Annotated in this window: 4 protein-coding genes; all 4 read left to right on the forward strand. The window is 75.0% G+C overall.

Translation table 11 applies throughout. The features are described from left to right. Positions 1 to 132: 132 nt before the first annotated feature. The 4 genes from BUE44_RS15240 (at position 133) to BUE44_RS15255 (ending at position 19,675) form a co-directional block, all read left to right on the forward strand. Positions 133 to 1,926, forward strand: a complete 1,794-nt coding sequence (locus BUE44_RS15240; RefSeq protein WP_159450259.1) for an NAD(P)/FAD-dependent oxidoreductase — start codon at positions 133 to 135, stop codon at positions 1,924 to 1,926. A gap of 270 nt (positions 1,927 to 2,196) precedes the next feature. Beyond that, complete coding sequence (locus BUE44_RS15245) at positions 2,197 to 3,480, forward strand: NAD(P)/FAD-dependent oxidoreductase (RefSeq protein ID WP_073498424.1); 1,284 nt, start codon at positions 2,197 to 2,199, stop codon at positions 3,478 to 3,480. 382 nt (positions 3,481 to 3,862) lie between these two features. Further along, positions 3,863 to 10,507 (forward strand): type I polyketide synthase, encoded by a 6,645-nt coding sequence (locus tag BUE44_RS15250; RefSeq protein ID WP_073498426.1) that lies wholly within the window; start codon positions 3,863 to 3,865, stop codon positions 10,505 to 10,507. Positions 10,508 to 10,528: 21 nt separating this feature from the next. Further along, entirely contained in the window at positions 10,529 to 19,675 is a 9,147-nt protein-coding gene (locus BUE44_RS15255; protein ID WP_073498428.1) for a type I polyketide synthase, read from the forward strand.

A 19,675-nucleotide genomic window follows, 5' to 3' on the forward strand; every position in this document is an offset into this window, starting at 1 on the left:
CCGGCGCTCCCGTTGTCCGGTCTTTTGGTTTTCTCCGCGGAAGGACGCGGAGAAAACCAGAGCAATGCGGAAGTCGCAGCCCGGTGACCGCGTGCCTAGCATCGGCACACGGACCTATCTGAGGAGGGCCTGTTGGCTGCACAACGAAAGGCGACCGAGCCGCAGGAACGCATCCGCGCCGATGTGTGCGTGATCGGTTCCGGGGTTGTCGGGCTGATCAACACCATCGCGATGGCGAAACGCGGACTGTCCGTCGTCTGCGTCGACCAGCCCTCCGAGAAGCAGCTTGCGAGCTACAAGGTCGGCGAGTCGCTGCTCATCTACTCCAATGCGTTTCTGCGGGTACTCGGCGAAATAGACGACGAACTGAACAACTCCTTCCAGAAGGACGGCTTCTGGATGGCCTACGGCATGGAAGGGCGTACGAGTTTCGACGACAGCGTCTCGGAATGGGGTTTCGAGAGCGAACTCCCGCAGCGCTGGATCGACAACTACTACGACCCGAAGTTCGCCCGGGTGATGTTCCAGGACTCGCAGATCGTCCGGCCGGAGATCGAGGCCGTCCTGCGCGAGCGGGCCCGTACCACCGAAGGCGTCACCTTCCTCGACCGCGGCCTGGTGCGCGATGTCGAACTGGGCGCGGGCGACGGCGACCACCTGCTGACCTGGTCGTCGCGGGACCGCAGCGAGAGCGGCGAGATCGCGGCCCGCTGGATGGTCGACTGCTCGGGGCGCGCGCGCTTCCTGGCCAAGAAGTTCGGCCACGACAAGCCGCTGCGCGACGAGTTCAGCACCACCGCCGCCTGGGCGCAGTTCGCCAACTGCACCGACGACCTGTTCGACGACCGCTGGGAGTACCACTTCCCCGACGGCGTCGTGGCCCGCCGCGAGCGCAACACCCTGCACCTGTGGGGCGACAACTACTGGATCTGGATCATCCGGCTGGCCGGCGACCGGGTCAGCGTCGGCGTCACCTACCACCGCGGCCGGCCCCCGGAGGACGGCAACGCGCGGGACGTCTTCTGGAAGATCCTGCGGCGCTACCCGGTGCTCGACTGGCTGCACGAGGACGACGTGCTGGAGTTCAGCGCGTACAAGGACGTCCAGCACATCACCGACACCTTCGTCTCCGACCGCCGCTACGCCATGGTCGGCGACGCCTCCTCGATCATCGACGCCTACTACAGCCAGGGCATCTCGCTGTCGATGGTCGGCTCCTGGCACATCGCCAACATCGCCCAGAGCGACGTGCAGGACAGCCGGCTCGACACCGGCTACATCGACCACGTCAACAACTCGCTGACCGCCGACTGGCGGATCATGCGCTCGATGGTCCACTCCAAGTACAGCCCGGCCATCGCCGACAGCCGCTTCTTCATCCTCGACCACCTGCTCGACCTGACGATCTTCGGCGCCGCGATGCTCGGCCGCTTCCGGGCCACCCGCTGGCTGATCGAGACCGAGGGGCGCACCAGCGCCGAGCAGGACGAGCAGCGGCACCTGCGGGAGGGGCTCGGGCGGCGGCTGTACCTGTCGCAGTCCGCGCCCTGGCACAAGATCGACCCGCAGCGGGTGGCGACCATCGTGGAGAACTGGCACCGCGGCCTGGAGGAGCGGGCCGTGTGGCGGCTGGAGAACGGCGAGCAGCTGCCCGCCACCAAGGCCGCGATGCGCGCCTACGCGGCCCTGCCGGGCCTGTGGCGGCTGCCGTACCTCGACCGGCTGCCCAAGGCCGACCTGACGCTGCGGCCCAGGGACGAGCCGGAGTTCACCTACGTCAAGGGCAACGAGTACCGGCCGCCGCTGATGGCCGTGTCCGGCACCCTGCTGCTCGCCCTGGTCGGTGCGGGCACCGCGTACGACATCGCCGACACCCGCATCCGCAAGATGCGCAGGACATGGCGGGGGCTCAGGGGCCGGCGCTGACCGGCACAGCGCGCCGCCCGGGCCGGCCATGGCCCGGGTGGCCCCTGGCCATGGCCGTGCCCCTGGCCCCTGGCTCCTGGCTGCCCAAGGACCTCCGCCGACGCGGGTCCACCGCGTTCCGCACGGTTCCAGAACGTATATAGAAATCCCTGAGACCGCGCCGAGAATAATGGCGGCAAGCGCGGTTGATCAGAGCAACCGACCACATGTCGATATGCCGCACCGCGGCAGAAGGACCGCGACCGGATCGGACTAGCGGAAGGTCTTCGCATGCGACCCAATCCCTACGGGGTACCGGAAGAATACGATGTCATCGTGATCGGCGGCGGGCCGGCGGGAGCGACGACGGGTGGGCTGCTCGCAAAGCGCGGCCACCGGGTGCTCGTGCTCGACCGCGAGCGTTTCCCGAGGTATCACGTCGGGGAATCGCTCATCCCCGCGTTCATGCGCCCCATGGAGGAAATGGGAATCACCCAGCGCATGGACGAGCGCGGCTTCGAGCGCAAGAACGGCGGCACCCTGGTCTGGGGCAACGAGCAGGTCCCGTGGAACTTCTCGTTCGTGGAGGGCACCGCCTACACCCACGCCTTCCACACCCGGCGCGCCGACATGGACTCGCTGATCCTGGACCGGGCCCGTGAGCTGGGCGTCTTCATCATCGAGGACGCCACGGTCAAGGAGCCCATCGAGGAGGACGGCCGGGTCACCGGGGTGCGCTACACCCTGCGCGGCGCCGACCGCCCCTACGAGGCCAGGGCCAAGCTGGTGGTCGACGCCTCCGGCCAGTCGCGGCTGCTCAGCCGCCGCTACGCCGACGTCACCTGGCACGAGGAACTGCGGAACGTCGCTGTGTGGACGTACTTCGACAACTGCGAGCGGCTGGCGGGCGACGAGTACACCAACATCCTCATCGAGGGCCTGGACGACGGCTGGTTCTGGGCGATCCCGCTGGACAAGGGCACCATCAGCGTCGGCTACGTGACCCGGTCCTCGCTGGCCGGCCAGTCCGACGAGAAGCTGCCCGACCTCTTCATGACCGAGATGGAGAAGTCCACCAAGCTCAAGAAGATGCTGACGCCCGCCAACCAGGCGGCCGGCTGGCGTTCGGCCCGGGACTGGTCGTACACCAGCACCCAGTTCCACGGCAACGGCTGGGTGTGCGTGGGCGACTCCGCGGCCTTCGTCGACCCGCTGTTCTCCACCGGCGTGGCGCTGGCCACCCTGGCGGGCAGCACGCTGGCGAAGATCGTCGACGAGATCCTCAAGCACCCGCAGATCGAGGCCGCGGCGCTGGACCGCTACGCGACGGCCTACCGGGGCTTCTTCGACGAGATCCGGATGTTCGTGGAGCGGTTCTACGACCGCACCAAGTACAAGGAGTTCTACTACAGCCTGGCCTCGGAGATGGTCGACCCCGACCACGAGCGGACCCCGAACGCCAACTTCGTGCAGCTCATCTCCGGGCTCAGCGGCAAGCACCCGATGCTCAACCTCCACATGGAGGACCTGATCGCGGGTGCAGAAGCCGGTCAGGAGACCGCTGCCTCGGCCTGACCCGGCCCGGCGGCGCGAGCACGCCGACTTCCACAGCGCGTCCGCATCCATGCCCGTGCGGACGGGCTGTGGAATTAGGGCTGTTCGCCTGTGCGGCTGTTCGCCTGTGCGGCTGTTCCCCCGCACGGCTGTTCTCCCCGTGTGCGCGTGAAAATGCAATCGGCGGGAAACAGGGCGGACGTGTCCGCGATTCACCCCTAGCGGATAGTAGGGGTCATCCCCGAGAAACCCCCGACAAATTGCTCGGTCGGATTCAGGGGTTCTGGTGACGGAAGTGTTCTCCGTAGGGTAGTGGTGGGCGCCGTTTTCCCGGGCGCGCTTGAATTCCACGTGGCTGTTGACGACCGCCCGGTCATTTCCGGGCACGACGAAAAGGCTACCCATGCACGCGGATACTGCGTACGATCCGGAAGACCTGATCGCCATCGTCGGCATGGCCGGACGATTTCCAGGCGCCCCGGACACCGAGAGCCTGTGGACCCTGCTCATGGAGTCCCGCGAGGCGATCGTCCCGGTACCCGCCCAGCGCTGGGACACCGGCCGTCCCCTCGACCCCGACAAGGACATCCAGGCGGTCGGCGGCTTCGTCGACGGCGTCGAGAACTTCGACGCGGCCTTCTTCGGCGTCTCGCCCCGCGAAGCGGCGGCCATCGACCCGCAGCAGCGGCTGATGCTGGAGATCGGCTGGCGGGCCATGGAAGACGCCGGGCAGCGCGCGAGCGACCTGGCCGGCACCCGCACCGGCGTCTACGTCGGGGCCTCGTGGCACGACTACGAGCTGCTGCGCATCAACCGCGGCGCCCGCCCCACCCCGCACAGTCTGGTCGGCAACGCGCTCGACGTGATCGCCGCCCGGCTGTCGTACTTCCTGCAACTGCGCGGCCCCAGCCTCACGGTGGAGACCGGCTGCTCCTCCTCGCTGGTCGCCCTGCACCTGGCCGCCCAGGCACTGCGGCAGGGCGACGTCGACGCGGCGATCGTCGGCGGCGTCAACCTCATGATGGACCCCCATGTCACCGTCGGCCTCACCCACTTCGGCGGCCTGTCGCCCGACGGACGGTCCAAAGCGTTCTCGAAGCACGCCAACGGCTTCGTCCGCGGCGAGGGCATCGCCGCGCTGTACGTCAAGACCCTCGCGCGGGCCCTCGCCGACGGCGACCGCGTCCACGCCGTCGTGGCCAGGACGGTCGTCAACAACGACGGCGGCGGCGACAGCCTGGTCACCCCCAGCCCCGCCGGCCAGCGGGACCTGCTCACCCGCGCCTACCTGGCCGCCGACCACCCGGTGGGCGTCCCCTCGTACATCGAGGCGCACGGGACCGGCACCGGCCGCGGCGACCCGATCGAGGCGACCGCCATCGGCGAGATCCTCGGCGGCAAGCGCGACGGCGACGACCCGCTGCACATCGGCTCGATCAAGACCAACATCGGCCACCTGGAGGCCTGCGCCGGCATGGCGGGCCTGTTCAAGCTGCTGCTGTCGCTGCGGCACCGCACCGTGCCGCCGAGCCTGCACGCCGAGGAGCTGAACCCGGCGATCCCCTTCGACGAGCTGGGCCTGCGGGTGGCCCGCGAAGCCGTCGCGCTCCCCGCGGACGGGCCGGTCACCGTCGGCGTCAACTCCTTCGGCTGGGGCGGCACCAACGCCCACGTCGTGCTCACCTCGCCGCCGCAGACCTTCGCGCCCGCGCTGCCGGCGGGCCGGCCCGCCCCGCTCGCGACCGGACTGCCCGTCGTCCTGCCGCTGTCGGCCAAGGACCGGCCGGTGCTCGCGCTGCGCGCCCGCGACCTGCTCGGCGTCCTGCCGCAGGACGCCGCGGGCCTCGCCGCCACCGCGGGCGCCCTGGGCAGGCGGCGCGACCACTTCCCGGTCAGGGCCGCACTGGTGGCCGACGGCCACGGCGAACTGGCCGCCGGGCTGCGGGCCGTGGCCGAGCTGACCGACACCGGCACCGACCCCGACGTGCCGGGCGTCGTCCTCGGCCGGGCGGTGCCCAGGCGGCGGGTAGCCTTCGTCTTCCCCGGACAGGGCTCGCAGTGGCGCGACATGGGTCTGGCCCTGCACCGCGACAGCCCGCTGTTCGCCGACGTCGTCGCCCGCTGCGCCAAGGCGCTGCGCCCGCACTGCGACTGGGACCTGCTGGACGTCTTCGCCGGGCGGGCCGGCGACGAGTGGACCACCCGCATCGACATGCTGCAGCCCACCTTGTGGGCGATGTCGCTGGGCCTGGCCGAACTGTGGCGCGCGGCCGGCGTGGAACCCGACGTCGTCCTGGGCCACAGCCAGGGCGAGATCACCGCGGCCACCGTCGCCGGCATCCTGTCCTACGAGGACGCCGCCCTGGTCATGGCCCGGCGCAGCGCCATCGCCCGGCGCACCTCGGGACAGGGCCGGATGCTCGCCGTCGACCTGGACCGCGAGGGCGCGCTCGCCGCGCTCGAAGGCTTCGAGGACAGCGTCTCCCTCGCCGTGCACAACGGCCCCACCTCCTGCGTGCTGTCCGGCGAGGAGGACTCGGTCCTGGTGCTCAAGGAGCTGCTGGAGGCCGACGGCACGTACTGCAGGCTCGTCAACGTCGACTACGCCTCGCACAGCCCGCAGATGGACCCGCTGCGCGAGGACCTGCTCGCTGCGCTCGAACCGGTCAGGCCGCGGGCCGGCGCCACCGAGCTGATGTCCACCGTCCGGGTGACCGGCCTCGACGGCCCCGAGATGGACGCCGCCTACTGGGTGGAGAACCTGCGCAGCCCGGTGCTCTTCGCCGACGCCATGGGCGCGCTGCTCGCCGACGGCGTCACCCACGTGGTCGAGATCAGCCCGCACCCGGTGCTGGCCCCCGCGGTCGAGCAGATCGCCGCCGAGCTGCCCGACTCGCTGGCCGTCCTGACCACCCTGCGGCGCGACCAGGGCACGACCGGCCACTTCGCCCTCGCCCTGGCCCGCGGCTACACCCGCGGCCTCGAACCCTTCGCGACGCTGCCCTCCGACCCCGCGGTGCCGCTGCCCGGCTACCCGCTGCGGGCGGACCCCTACTGGCCGCAGGAGCGGCGCGGCGGCGCGGGTGCCGCCCGCGGCTTCGACGTCCCCGTAACCGCCGTCCCCGGTGAGGACGACACCTGGCAGGCCGCACTCGAACTGTCCCTGGCCGACCAGCCCTGGCTCGGCGACCACCGCGTCTACGGCACCGCCGTGCTGCCCGCCGCCGCCACCCTGTCGGTCGCCCTCGACGTGATCCGTACCCGCACGGGCGCGCTGCCGGCCCGGCTGGAGAAGATCACCTTCGACCGCGGCGTCACCCTCTCAGACGACGACCTCACCCACCTCACCGCCCGCTGGCGAGAGGACATCACCTCGGGCGGCACCTTCCGCCTGCTGTCCCTCACCCAGGACGCCGCCGGCTGGCAGCCCAACGCGACGGCCCGCGGCGCCCTCGGGACCGCGCAGGGCGGCACCGCACCGGCCTTCCCCGCCTGGGGGCGGGACGCCGCCGACCTCGCCGGGCCGGAGGCCGCCGACGTCGACACCGCCGACTTCTACCGTGCCTGGGCCGCCCGCGGCCTCGAATACGGCACCGCCTTCCAGGGCGTCACCTCCCTGCGCCTCGCCCACGGCCGCGAGGCGCTGGGTGAGGTGCGCCTCGCCGACCGGCTCGTCTCCGGCGCGCGCCCCGGCACGCTGCACCCCGCACTGTGGGACAGCGCCCTCCAGGTCGCCCTCGCGCTCTACGACGACACCCCCGCGGCCACCGCGCTGGTCCCCACCGCGGTCCATCGCGTCATCCCCCACGCCCCCCTCACGGACCCGGTGACCGCCGTCTGGTCCCATGCCGTACGCCACCCCGACGGCCGCGCCGACGTCACCCTCTTCGCCACCGACCACACGCCGCTGCTGACCATGGAAGGCGTCGAACTGCGGCCGCTGGACGTGGGCGACGGCGCCGGCGCGGCGGAGGCGGAACGCCTCCACCGGCTGGTGTGGACGGAAGTCGCCGCGGACGAGGCTCCCGTCGCCACGGGCGCGGCCGCCGCGGCAGGCGGTGACGCCGCCGGCGCGGATGCCTCGGCGGCTGCCGGGAGCCCGGCGGCCGGCGACGGCGCCGTCTCGGCCCCTGCCGTGAGCGGGAGTTGGGCCGTGCGCGGCGACGCCGGGCTTGCCCGTACGCTCGCCGGTGCGCTGGCCGCCGCCGGTGGGCGGATCACCGAGGCCGCCGACGCCGACGCCGTGGTCTTCGCCGTGCCGGCCGCGGAAGGGGGGCGGGGCGCGCAGCGTGCGGCGCTGGACGACCTCGTCGCGCTCGTGCCCGCCCTCGCCGACCGCACCGCGCCGCCGTCGCTGACCGTCGTCACCGTGGGCGCCCAGCCCGCCGTCGACGGCGACCTGCCCGACCCGGGCGGCGCGCTCTTCTGGGGCTTCGGGCGTGTCCTGCGACGCGAGCACCCCGAACTGACGCCCCGGCTGGTCGACATCGACGGCACGGACGACGAACAGGCCGCCGGATGCGTCGCGTTGCTCGCCGCGGAGGACGGCGAGGACCAGACGGCCCTGCGCGGCGGCCGGCGGTTCGCCGCCAGGCTCAGCCGCGGGGAGGGCGGCGACACGCTGCCGCCCGCGCACACCGCGCCCCAGCCCTTCCGCTTCGCCCCCGGCGGGGCCGCCCCGGTGCTGCCGCTGACCCGGCGGGCCCCGGGGGAGGGCGAGATCGAGGTCGAGGTCACCGCTTCCGCGCTGTCCGGCTCGTGCGCAGGGCGGGTGACCGCCACCGGGCCCGGCGTCGACGGTTTCGCGGTCGGCGACCGGGTCGCCGCCTGCGGCACCGGCACCCCCGCGAGCCACGTGACCGTACCCGTCACACTGGCCAGGCCGATCGCGGCCGGGCTGGACGACGTGGCCGCGGCACCGCTGCCGCTCGCCCTGGCCACCGCCGGTTACGCGCTCGCGCACCTCGGGCGGCTGGACGCGGGCGAGTCCGTACTGATCCACGTGACGGCCGACGACGCGGCCGCGCAGGCGGCGGTCCGTATCGCCACCATGCTCGGCGCCCGCGTCCTCGCCACCGCCGCGACCGGGGACATCCGCGGCCGGCTCCGCGACCAGGGCGTCGCCGACGTCTTCGACTCCACCGACCCGGCCTGGACCGACCAGGTCGCCGCGGCCACCGCGGGCCGCGGCGTCGACCTGATGATCGGCCTGCCCGCAGGGACCGCCCCCGACGCCGGCGCCACCGCCCTGGCCCCCGACGGCCGGCTGGTCGTCCTCGGCCCGGTGACCCCGACCAGGACCCCGCTGCCCAGCAGCCTGACCCTGGCCTCCATCGACATCCCGGGCCTCCTGGCCCGCACCCCGTCCCGCTTCGTCCGCGCCCTCGACTCCGGCTGGAAGCTCGTCGCGGCGGGCACGTTCCCGCCCCTGCCGGTGACGACCCACACCTTCGCGGAGTCCGCGAACGTCTCCCTCACGGAGGAGGCGACCGAGCCCCGCGCCCCGCAGCACGACCCGACCGGCACCCCACCCGGCCCCGCCCCGGCTGCCCCACCCGACGACGAGGGCACCCGCGGGTCCGCGGCCGCCGCCGCATCCGGTGGCCGTCAGGCCCCGCGCGAGCAGGACGGCACGGACGCCGCCGCGGGCGGATCGGCTGCAGATACGGCCGCCGCCGATGGCCGTACCACCCTGCGCGAGCAGAGTGGCGCGCTCGGCGCCGGTTCCGCGCTCGACGGCGACGGCGACGGCGACGGCGCACGCGCGTCCGCGCTCGGCGCGGCGGACGGCGCGGACAGCGCCGCGGGCCGGTCCGCCGCCGGCACGGCAGCCGCCGCGCCCGGTGGCCGTACCGCCCTGCGCGAGCGCGGTGGCGCGGACGTCACCGTGCTGGTCGGGCCCTCCACCGTGGAGGCGGTCAGCGCGGTGGCGCTGCCCGACGGGCGGTTCAGGGGCGACGGGACGTATCTGATCACCGGCGGCCTCGGCGAGCTGGGGTTGTCGCTGGCCCGCTTCATGGCCGACCGGGGCGCCGGGCGGCTGGTGTTGATGGGACGGTCGGCGCCCAGGGCCGAGGCCGCCGGGCAGTTGGAGGAGTTGCGGGCGCTCGGCGCCGAGGTGGAGACCGTCGCGTGCGACGTCGCCGACGCCGCCGCGCTGACGGCCGCGCTGGGCGGGCTGCGGGCGGCGGCGTTCCCGCTGCGCGGCGTCGTGCACGCGGCGGGGCTGCTCGCCGACTCCACCATCCGCAACCTGACGTCCGCCCAGCTCGACGAGGTGCTGGCGCCCAAGGTCGCGGGCGCGGCCAACCTGGACGCGGCGACCGCGGGCGACCCGCTGGACCTGTTCGTGCTGTTCTCCTCCGCCGCCGCCCTCGTCGGCAACGCCGGCCAGGCCGCCTACGCCGCGGGCAACGCCTTCATGGACGCGCTCGCGCAGGCCAGGCGCCGCCGCGGTCGGCCCGGACTCAGCGTCCAGTGGGGACCGTTCACCGGTATCGGCCTGGCCGCGCGTGACGAGCAGCGCGGCGACCGGCTGGCCGAGCGCGGCATGGGCGGCTTCCCGGCCGACGAGGCCTGGCCCGCTCTCGTACGGATGCTGGAGCGCGGCGACGCCGTCACCGGCTACGTACCGATCCAGCTGCGCCAGTGGTTCGACGCCTACCCGGACACCGCCGCCCTCGGCAGTTGGCGGCAGCTGTACGCGGCTTCCCGCGACAACACCGCCTCCTCCGGCGGCGAGTTCCTGGCCGGGCTGCTGCGCAGCGCGCCCGAGGCGCGGCTCGCGCCGGCCGAGGACAAGGTCAGGGAACTGGCCGGACGGATCATGCGGATGGACCCGGCCAGGGTCGAATCCGACACCCCCTTCAAGGCGCTGGGCCTGGACTCGCTGATGAGCCTGGAACTGCGCAACCGGCTGGAGGCCGCCTTCGGGCTCAAGCTCTCTCCCACACTGCTGTGGGCCTACGGCACCCCCCGCGCCCTGGCGGGCGCGCTGTGCGGGCAACTGCCCGCGACGGACGGCACCCGACCGGACGCGACGTCGTAACCGACAGCGAGGAACGGACACATGGAAGAGAACCGCACCGGCGGGCCGGCCAAACAGACCCCGCTCACCCGCGCGCTCGACACCATCCGCACGCTCCGGCAGCGCCTCGACGAGCAGCAGGGCAACCTGCCCGTCGCCGTCGTCGGCATCGGCCTGCGGCTGCCCGGCGGCATCCAGGACCTGGACGGCTACTGGGCGGCGCTCGCCGAGGGCCGCGACCTCGTACGGCCGATGCCCGCGCACCGCAGGGGCCCCTTCGGCGCCGAGTGGGACGGGCTGCCGCAGCGAGGCGGCTACCTGGACGAGGTGCTCGACTTCGACGCCGCCTTCTTCGGCATCAGCCCGCGCGAGGCCCGGCACCTCGACCCGCAGCACCGCATGCTGCTCGAAGTCGCCTGGGAGGCGCTGGAGGACGCCGGACTGCCCGCCGACCGCCTGCAGGGCAGCCGCAGCGGCTTCTACCTGGGCATCATGTGGCAGGACTACCGCGAGTGGCTGGCCGGCGACCCCGACGCGTACTGGACCACCGGCAACGGGCACAACTTCGCCGCCGGGCGCATCGCGTACGCGCTCGGACTGACCGGTCCCGCGCTGTCCGTCGACACCGCCTGCTCGTCCTCGCTGGTCTCGGTGCACCTGGCCGTGCAGGCGCTGCGCCGCGGCGAGTGCGACACCGCCTTCGCCGCGGGCGCCAACCTGATGATGTCGCCGCGCTCGATGCGGCTGGTGCAGGAGACGCGATCGCTCTCGCCCGACGGCCTGTGCCGCACCTTCGACGCGCGGGCCGGCGGCTTCACCCGCGGCGAGGGCTGCGGCGTCCTGGTGCTCAAGCGGCTCGACCACGCCGAGCGGGACGGCGACCGGGTGCACGCGGTGATCCGCGGCACCGCCGTCAACCAGGACGGCCGCTCCGGCGGCTTCACCGCGCCCAACGTGCTCTCGCAGGCGGCGGTCATCGAGCAGGCGCTCGCCGAGGCGGGCCTGGAGCCGGCCGACATCGGCTACGTGGAGGCGCACGGCACCGGCACCGCGCTGGGCGACCCCATCGAGATGGAGGCCCTGGCGATGACGCTGGGCCGCCGCAACGGCGGGGCGCCGCTGCCGGTCGGCGCGGTCAAGACCAACCTGGGCCACCTGGAGTCGGCGGCGGGCGTCGCGGGCCTGGTCAAGGCCGTGCTGTGCCTGCGCGAGCGCAAGATCCCGCCGCTGGTCCACTTCCGCGACCTCAACCCGCGCATCGACCTGTCCGGCACCGGCATCACCGTGCCGACCGCGCTCCAGGACTGGCCCGCGCAGGGCGGCCGGCACGCGGGCGTCAGCTCCTTCGGCATGAGCGGCACCAACGCGCATGTCGTCCTGGGCCCGGCCCCCGACCGGCCGACCGCGCAAGCGCTCCCCGCCCCGGCCGGCTTCCCGGTCTCCGCCCGCACCCCCGAGGCCCTGCGCGCGCTGGCCGCCCGCTACGCCGACCACCTCGACACCCTGCCCCCCGCCGACTACCCGGCCTTCGCCGCCACCGCCGCGACGGGCCGTACCCGCATGGAATCGGCCGGCTGGATCGCCGCACCTGACGCGCGTAGCGCGGCCGCCCAGCTGCGGAAACTCGCCGCGGGCGACCAGCCGCCCGCGGCCGTCCCCGACCTCCCCGACCCGCCCCGCGCGGTCACCACGCTGCCCACCTACCCCTGGCAGCGCCGCCGCTTCGCACCCGAGGACGCCGCGCCCGCTCCGGCCCCCGCCGCACCCGCGCTCCCCGCCACCCACCGCCTGGAGTGGTCCCCGCTCCCGGCCCGGGCCGCGGGCCTCGCGGCCGAGCGGTGGGGCGGCGCGCAGGCCGGCGGCGCCCTCGTGCTCGCCGGTGACGACACCGCGCTGCTCGGGCGGCTCGCCAGGGCCGCCGCCGAGGCAGGGGCGCGGGGAACGCTGCTCGCGCCCGGGGCGGTGGAGGTGCCCGAGGGGTGGCAGCGCGGTGCGCTGCCCGCCGGGGCCGAGGGCTGGGACGCGTACTGGTCAGCTCAACCGCCCGTCGCTGGGACCGCGTTGGTGCTCGTGCCGCGGGCCGTGGACTTCCCCGAGGACGGGCAGGGCGACCCGGCCGAAGCCGGCGCCGACATGTGCGCAGGCGTCACCGCGGCCGTCGCCGCCCTCGCCCGTACGGGGCAGGGCAGGGTGACCGCCGTGACGACAGCCACCCGCCGGCTCGCCGAGGGCGAGACCGTACAGGCGGGCACCGGTGGGCTGTTGCAGGGTCTCGCACCGGTGCTCGGGCTGGAATTCCCCGACGCCTGGGCGGGCGTGGCCGACCTGCCGGCCGGCACCGCCGGCACGGACCTGGCCGCACTGGTCGGGCACCTCGCCCACCAGGCCACCGCGCAGGGCCCGCCCGAGGACCTCGTCGCCGTACGCGACGGGGCCGTGCACGCGGCGCGGCTCGTCGCGGCCGAGCAGCCCGCGCCGCCGCAGGTCGTCGCCGACGCCACCTACGTGGTGACCGGCGCGCTCGGCGCCGTGGGCCGCGAGCTGGTGGACGCCCTGGTCCGCCTCGGCGCCCGCCACCTGCTGCTGATCGGCCGCAAGGACCGGGCCGAACTCGCCCCGGAGGCGGCCGGCTTCCTCGACCGGCTGGAGCAGGCCGGCGTCGACGCGGTCTACCGCGGCGGCGGCAGCGACACCCCGCAGGCCCTGGACGCGGCGCTGTCGGCGCTCAGCCGGATGCCCGCCGTCAGGGGCGCGGTGCACGCGGCCGGCGTCGTACGGCACACGCCCGCCGCCGAGTTGACCGCCGCGGGCATGCGAACCGAGATCGGCGCCAAGGCGTCCGGGGCCTGGTGGCTGCACCTGGCCTCGCTCGGCTGGCCGCTGGACTTCTTCGTCCTGGTCTCCTCGGTCTCCGCGGTGTGGGGCACCGAGGGCCACGGCGCCTACTCGGCCGCCAACGGCGTGCTCGACACGGTCGCGGCACACCGGCGCTCGCTCGGACTGCCCGCGGTGAGCATCGCGTTCGGGCCCTGGGACCTGGCGGGGCAGGGCATGGCCGACGCCGAACTGCGCGAGCGGTCGGCCCGGTTGGGCATCGGAGCGCTCGACGCGGCCGCGGGGCGCGCCGCGCTGGCCGGCACGGCACCCGGCGCGGACGGCCTGCTGATCGCCTGCCCGCTGGACGTGGACCGGCTGCGCTCGACGATGGCGGTACTGCGGCCTCGCGGACTGTTCACCGCGGGCCCGGAACCGGCCCCCGCACAGCCCGAAGGGCCCTCGATCGCGGCCGAGTTGGCGGCGCTGCCCGAGCGCGAGCGCGCCGCGGCCGCCCAGGCCCACGTCGCCCGGCTGGTCGCCGAGCAGCTCGGCCACACCGACGCCGCGGACCTGCGCACCGACGTCGGCTTCTACGACCAGGGCCTGGACTCCATCACCGCCGTGGACCTCGCGGTCAGGATCGGCGCCGCCTTCGGCACCACCGTCCAGGTCACCGACGTCTTCGACCACCCCACCGTCGCCGCGCTCGCCGCACACCTGCTCAGGGGCGGCCCCGCGCCGGCCCCGGTGCGCCGCCCGGCCGCGGTGCCGCAGGCCGCACCAGCACCCGCAGAACCGCAGACCGCCGTTTTGGCGGCGGACGCCGCGGAGCCGATCGCCATCGTCGGCATGGCGGGCCGCTTCCCGCAGGCGCCGACCGTCGAGGACTTCTGGGACCTGCTCAGCGAGGGCCGCGACGGCGTCACCGCCCCGCCGGAGGGCCGCTGGGACGCGGCGACCCTCGGCTCCGACCGCATCACCACCCTGGAGGGCGGCTACCTCACCGACCTCGACCGCTTCGACTCCGCCTTCTTCTCCGTCCCCGCCCGCGAGGCCGACAGCCTCGACCCGCAGCAGCGACTGCTGCTGGAGTCGGCGTGGCACGCCCTGGAGGACGGCGGTATCGCGCCCGGACGGCTGCGCGGCACCCGCACCGGGGTCTTCGTCGCGATCGGCTACGCCGACTACGCCCGGCTGCTGGCCCGCGGCGGCACCCCGCAGATCGACGCCTACTACAGCACCGGCACCGCGCTGAACGCCGCGGCCGGCCGGATCGCGTACACCCTGGGCCTCGGCGGCCCCGCGATGGCCGTCGACACCGCCTGCTCCTCCTCGCTGGTGGCGCTGCACCTCGCGGTGCGCTCGCTGCGTTCCGGCGAGAGCGACACCGCACTGGCCGGCGGCGTCAACATCCTGCTCGACCCGATGTCCTGGACCGCCGTCAGCCAGGCGCACATGCTCTCGCCGACCGGCCGCTGCCGCACCTTCGCCGCCGACGCGGACGGCTTCGCCAGGTCGGAGGGCTGCGGCGTGCTGGTGCTCAAGCGGCTCTCCGACGCCCGCCGCGACGGCGACCGGGTGCTCGCGGTGATCCGCGGCAGCGCCGTCAACCAGGACGGCGCCTCCTCCGGGCTGACCGTGCCCAACGGCGTCGCCCAGGAGGCGATGATCACCGCGGCGCTCGCCGACGCCCGCACCGCGCCCGCCGAGGTGTCGTACCTGGAGGCGCACGGCACCGGCACCTCGATCGGCGACCCCATCGAAGTCGGCGCCGCCTGGCGGGTGCTGGGCCCCGGGCGGGCGGCGGACGAGCCGCTGCTCGTCGGCTCCGTCAAGAGCAACGTCGGCCACTGCGAGACCGCGGCCGGCATGGCCGCCGTCTTCAAGACCGTGCTGGCGCTGCGGCACGACACCATCCCCGCCGACCTGCACTTCGGCGAGCCCAACCCGCACGTGCCCTGGTCCGACATGAACGTCAGGGTCGTCGACACCGCCAGGCCCTGGCCGCGCGGCTCCCGGCCGCGGGTCGCGGGCGTCTCCGGTTTCGGCTTCACCGGGACCAACGCCCACCTCGTCCTCGCGGACGCGCCGCCGCCCCCCCACCCCGGCGGCACGTCCGAGAACAGCCCCGAGCCGCCGCGGCACCACCTGCTGGCGCTGTCCGCTCCCGACACCGACGGCGTCGAGCGGCTCACCGGCGCCTGGCGGGACCGGCTGGCCGGCTGCCGCGACGAGGACCTGCCCGCCCTGGTCGCCACCGCCGCCGGCGGCCGCAACCACTTCCCCTACCGGCGGGCCGTCGCGGGCCGCGACCGCGAGCAGCTGCTCGCGGCACTGGAGGAGCCGGGTCCGGTCGCGCACGCCCGCGCGGGCGGCCCGCGGATCGCCTTCCTCTTCACCGGGCAGGGCAGCCAGTTCTTCGGCATGGGACGGGAGTTGTACGAGACCGAGCCGGTCTTCCGCGAGGTCTTCGACGCCTGCGACCAGGCCGTCGCGCCCAGCCTCGGCGCCTCGCTGACCGACCTGGTCCTCTACGGTGACGACCGCACCGCGATCAACGAGACCCGGGTCACCCAGCCCGCGCTGGTCACCCTGCAGACCGCGCTCGCCGCGCTGTGGGAGTCCTGGGGGGTGCGGCCCGCGGTCCTGCTGGGCCACAGCGTCGGCGAGATATCCGCCGCCGTGCACGCCGGGGTGATGGACCGGGCCACCGGGCTCGCGCTGATCACCGAGCGGGCCCGGCTGATGCAGGGCACCCGGCGCGGCGCGATGCTCGCGATCGCCGCGCCCGAGGACGCGGTCCGCGGCTGGACCGAGGGCCTGGAGGTGGACGTGGCCGTGCTCAACGGCCCCCAGGCCACAGTCGTCTCCGGCGACCCCGACGCGGTCGACGCGCTCGCGGCCCGGCTCAGGTCCGACGGCGTCAAAGCCCGCAGGCTCGCCGTCTCGCACGCCTTCCACTCCCGGCTGCTCGAACCCGCGATGGACGAATTCTCCGCGCAGCTGCGCACGTTGAGCTTCTCCGACCCGCACACCCCGCTGATCACCAACGTCACAGGGCGACTTGCCGGTCCTGGCGAGTACGACGCCGGCTACTGGCGCCGGCACGCCCGCAACCCCGTCCGCTTCCTCGACGGGCTGCGGCAGCTCGGCGAACTCGACATCGACGTCTGCCTGGAGATCGGCCCCGACCGCACCCTGGTCAACATGCTCAAGGGCGCCGGCCTGGCCCCTTCCGGCGGCGCCGCTCCCTCGCTGCGCCGCGGTTCCGCGGACCGCGCGGGACTGCTCGGGGCCGCCGGATTGCTCTACGAGGCCGGGCAGGACCTCGACTGGCGGCGCGTCCACGCCGCCGCCGGGCACGACGACACCGCGCCGCGCTACCCGTTCGCCCGCACCCGGCACTGGACGTCCGCCGAGCCCGACCCCGCCACCGGCACCGCGCCGGCCGTGGCCGGACCCGCGTGGGGTACGGAACTGCGCTCGCCGGGCCTGCGCGGCCGGGTCTGGCGCACCGAGCGCACCACCGCCTACCCGGCGCACCTCACCGACCACCGGCTGTTCGGCACGGTGTCGGTGCCGGGCGCCTCGCAGACCGCGACCGTGCTGTCCGCCCTCGGACAGGGCGGCGCGCCCGTCGAGTTGGCGGACCTGTACTTCCCCCGGGCCCTGGTCCTGCACGACGGCGAGCGCTACGAGCTGCAGATCGTCGAGGAGTTGGGCAACGGGCAGGTGAGTGTCCACAGCCTGGTCGACGCCGACCGCGACGAGTGGCAGCAGCACCTGTCCGCCAGGATCGTCCCGCAGGCCGACCCCGCGGGCGCCGCGGCCCCCGACCCGCGGGCCTTCGCCGCCGCTGCCGAACGCCGCCTCACCGGCGCGGACTTCTACCGCCACCTGCGGGCGCTCGGCTACCACCTCGGCCCGTCCTTCCGCTGGATCGACGAGGTGTGGATCCGCGGCGACGAGGCCCTGATCCGCTACGCCGAGCCGGAGGACCCGCGCGAGGACCCCGCCTCGTACGAGATCCACCCCGGGCTGCTCGACTCCCTGCTGCAGAGCGCCGTGGTCTTCGCGGTCCGCACCGCGCAGGAGGGCGAACCGGCCGAGGAGGCCGGGCTGGCCATCCCCTTCGCCCTGGCCCGGGTCTCCTTCCCCGGCCGCCCGACCCCCGGCGGCGCGCTGTGGGGCCACGTCACGGCGACCCGGCACGCCCGCGACGCCGACGGCCTGATGCAGGTCGAGTCCGCCGACCTGCACCTCTTCGACGACGCGGGCCGCACGGTGCTCGCCGCCGACGACTTCCGCTTCCGCCGCGCCCCGCGCACGGTCCTCGAACGCTCCCTGCGCGGCGGCACCCCGCACGCCTACCGGCTCGTGTGGCGCGACACCCCCGGCCTCCCCGCCACCGACGCCACCGCCCACCCCCGCCGGGTAGCCCTCCTGGGGGCCGACTCCAAGCCCGGCCGCGCCCTCCGCGACACCCTGGAGTCCTACGGCCACCACGTCACCGCCCCCGACCGCGACTGCCTCCCGCCGGCCGGCACCGACCTGCTGGTCGACGCCCGCTTCGCGGAGGAGCCGTACGACGAGGCCGCCGCGGCCGGGACCGGCGTCGCGTCCGCGCCGCTCGCCGGGGCGGCCCTGGAGGCCGCCGGCGCGCTCGCGCGGGGGCTGCGGGCCGCCGGGCGTGACGTGCCGTACGCCGTGCTCGCGCCCGACGGGGACGAACCGGCCCCGCTCACCGAGGCGTTGTGGGGGATGCTCGCGTCCGTCGAGGCCGAGCAGCCAGGACGGTTGCTCCTGCGGGTCGGGCTCGGGGCCGACTGGCAGCCGGGCGCGGTCGTCAGGGCACTGGACCGGGAGCTGGACGCCGCCGTCGCGGAGCCGCGGCTGCTCGTCGGCGCCGAGGGCGTACGGGTGGCGCGGCTGGCCGCCGTACCGGCCGGCAGCGGCGACGCACCGCCGGCCGGTGGCGCCGCACTGGTCACCGGGGCTCTCGGGGCGCTCGGGCTGAGCGCCGCCGCCGCCCTCGGGCGGGCCGGCTTCAGCGCGATCACCCTGATGGGCCGCTCGGAGCCCGGTCCGGCGGCGCAGGCCGCCATCGGCGAGCTGACCGCCCGCGGCGTCCGGGTCGACGTCGTGCGCGGCGACGTCACCGACCCGGCGGACTGCCGGGCCGCGGTCGCCGCGGCGGGCGGCACGGCGCCGCTGCGGGCGGTGCTGCACCTGGCGGGCGCCACCGCCGACCGGGCCTTCGACCAGCTCACCGACGACGACTTCGGCGCCGTCTTCGCCGCCAAGGCCGCCGGCGCCGAGCACCTGGCGGCGGCACTGGCCGGCCACGACATCGACGCCCTGGTCCTCTTCTCGTCCGCCTCCGCCGTCCTCGGCTCCGCGGGCCAGGCCAACTACGCCGCCGCGAACGGCTTCCTGGCCGGCCTCGCCCGGCGGCTGCGGGCGGACGGCGTCCCCGCGACCACCGTCGACTGGGGCCCATGGGTCCCGGAGGGCGGCGGCGGGCTCGCCGACTCCGCCGCCGTGCGCGCCGCGGTGGCCCGGCAGGGCCTGCGCCCGCTCACCGACCCCGAGGCCGAGGACCTGCTCAAGGCCGCACTCGGCGGCGACCCGCCACGGCTGGTCGCGGTCGCCCTCGACACCGAGGCCTACGCGGCGGCGTACGCCCAGCGCTCCGGGGGTTCGCGGGCCGCCCTGCTGGACGGCACGCTGCTGCGCCGCCCCGCGCCCACCGCTCGCCCCGCAACCGCGGACGCGACTGCCGACCGCGGCTGGCTGCGCGCCGAACTGGCCGAGCAGCCCGCCGAGTCCCGGGACGAGCGGCTGCGCAAGGAACTGCGGGACATGGTCGACGCGACCCTAGGCGCGCGGACGGGCGCCGACGACGACCTCGGATTCGCCGAGGCCGGGCTCGACTCCATCATGATCATCGACCTGCGCACCCGGCTGTCCGAGGCCGTCGGCCACGACCTGCCGGCCACCGTGGCGCTGGACCACCCGACCGTCGCGCGGCTCGCCGCCCACACCCTCGACCTGCTCTTCCGGGCACCGACCCCGGCACCGACCCCGGCACCGACGCCGGCACCCGCACCGGAAGCCGTGTCCGCCCCCGCCGCCCCCGCGGCGCCCGAGCCGGCACCGGCGGACGCCCCCGCCCCCGGGGCCTTCGCCGGCAGCCTGGCGGCGGACCGTACCAGGACCCCGTACGGTCCGCCGCCGCCCACTTCCGACCCAGCGGACACGCGCGCACCCGACACGCCCGACAACCCCGCCGAGGAGGACGGGGAACTGGCCGGACTGTCCTTCGACGAGCTGCTGCAGGCCGTGCAAGCAGATGTGACCACAGAGAAATGA

The sequence above is a fragment of the Actinacidiphila paucisporea genome (genome assembly GCF_900142575.1).
In the GTDB taxonomy this organism is placed as follows: Bacteria; Actinomycetota; Actinomycetes; order Streptomycetales; family Streptomycetaceae; genus Actinacidiphila; species Actinacidiphila paucisporea.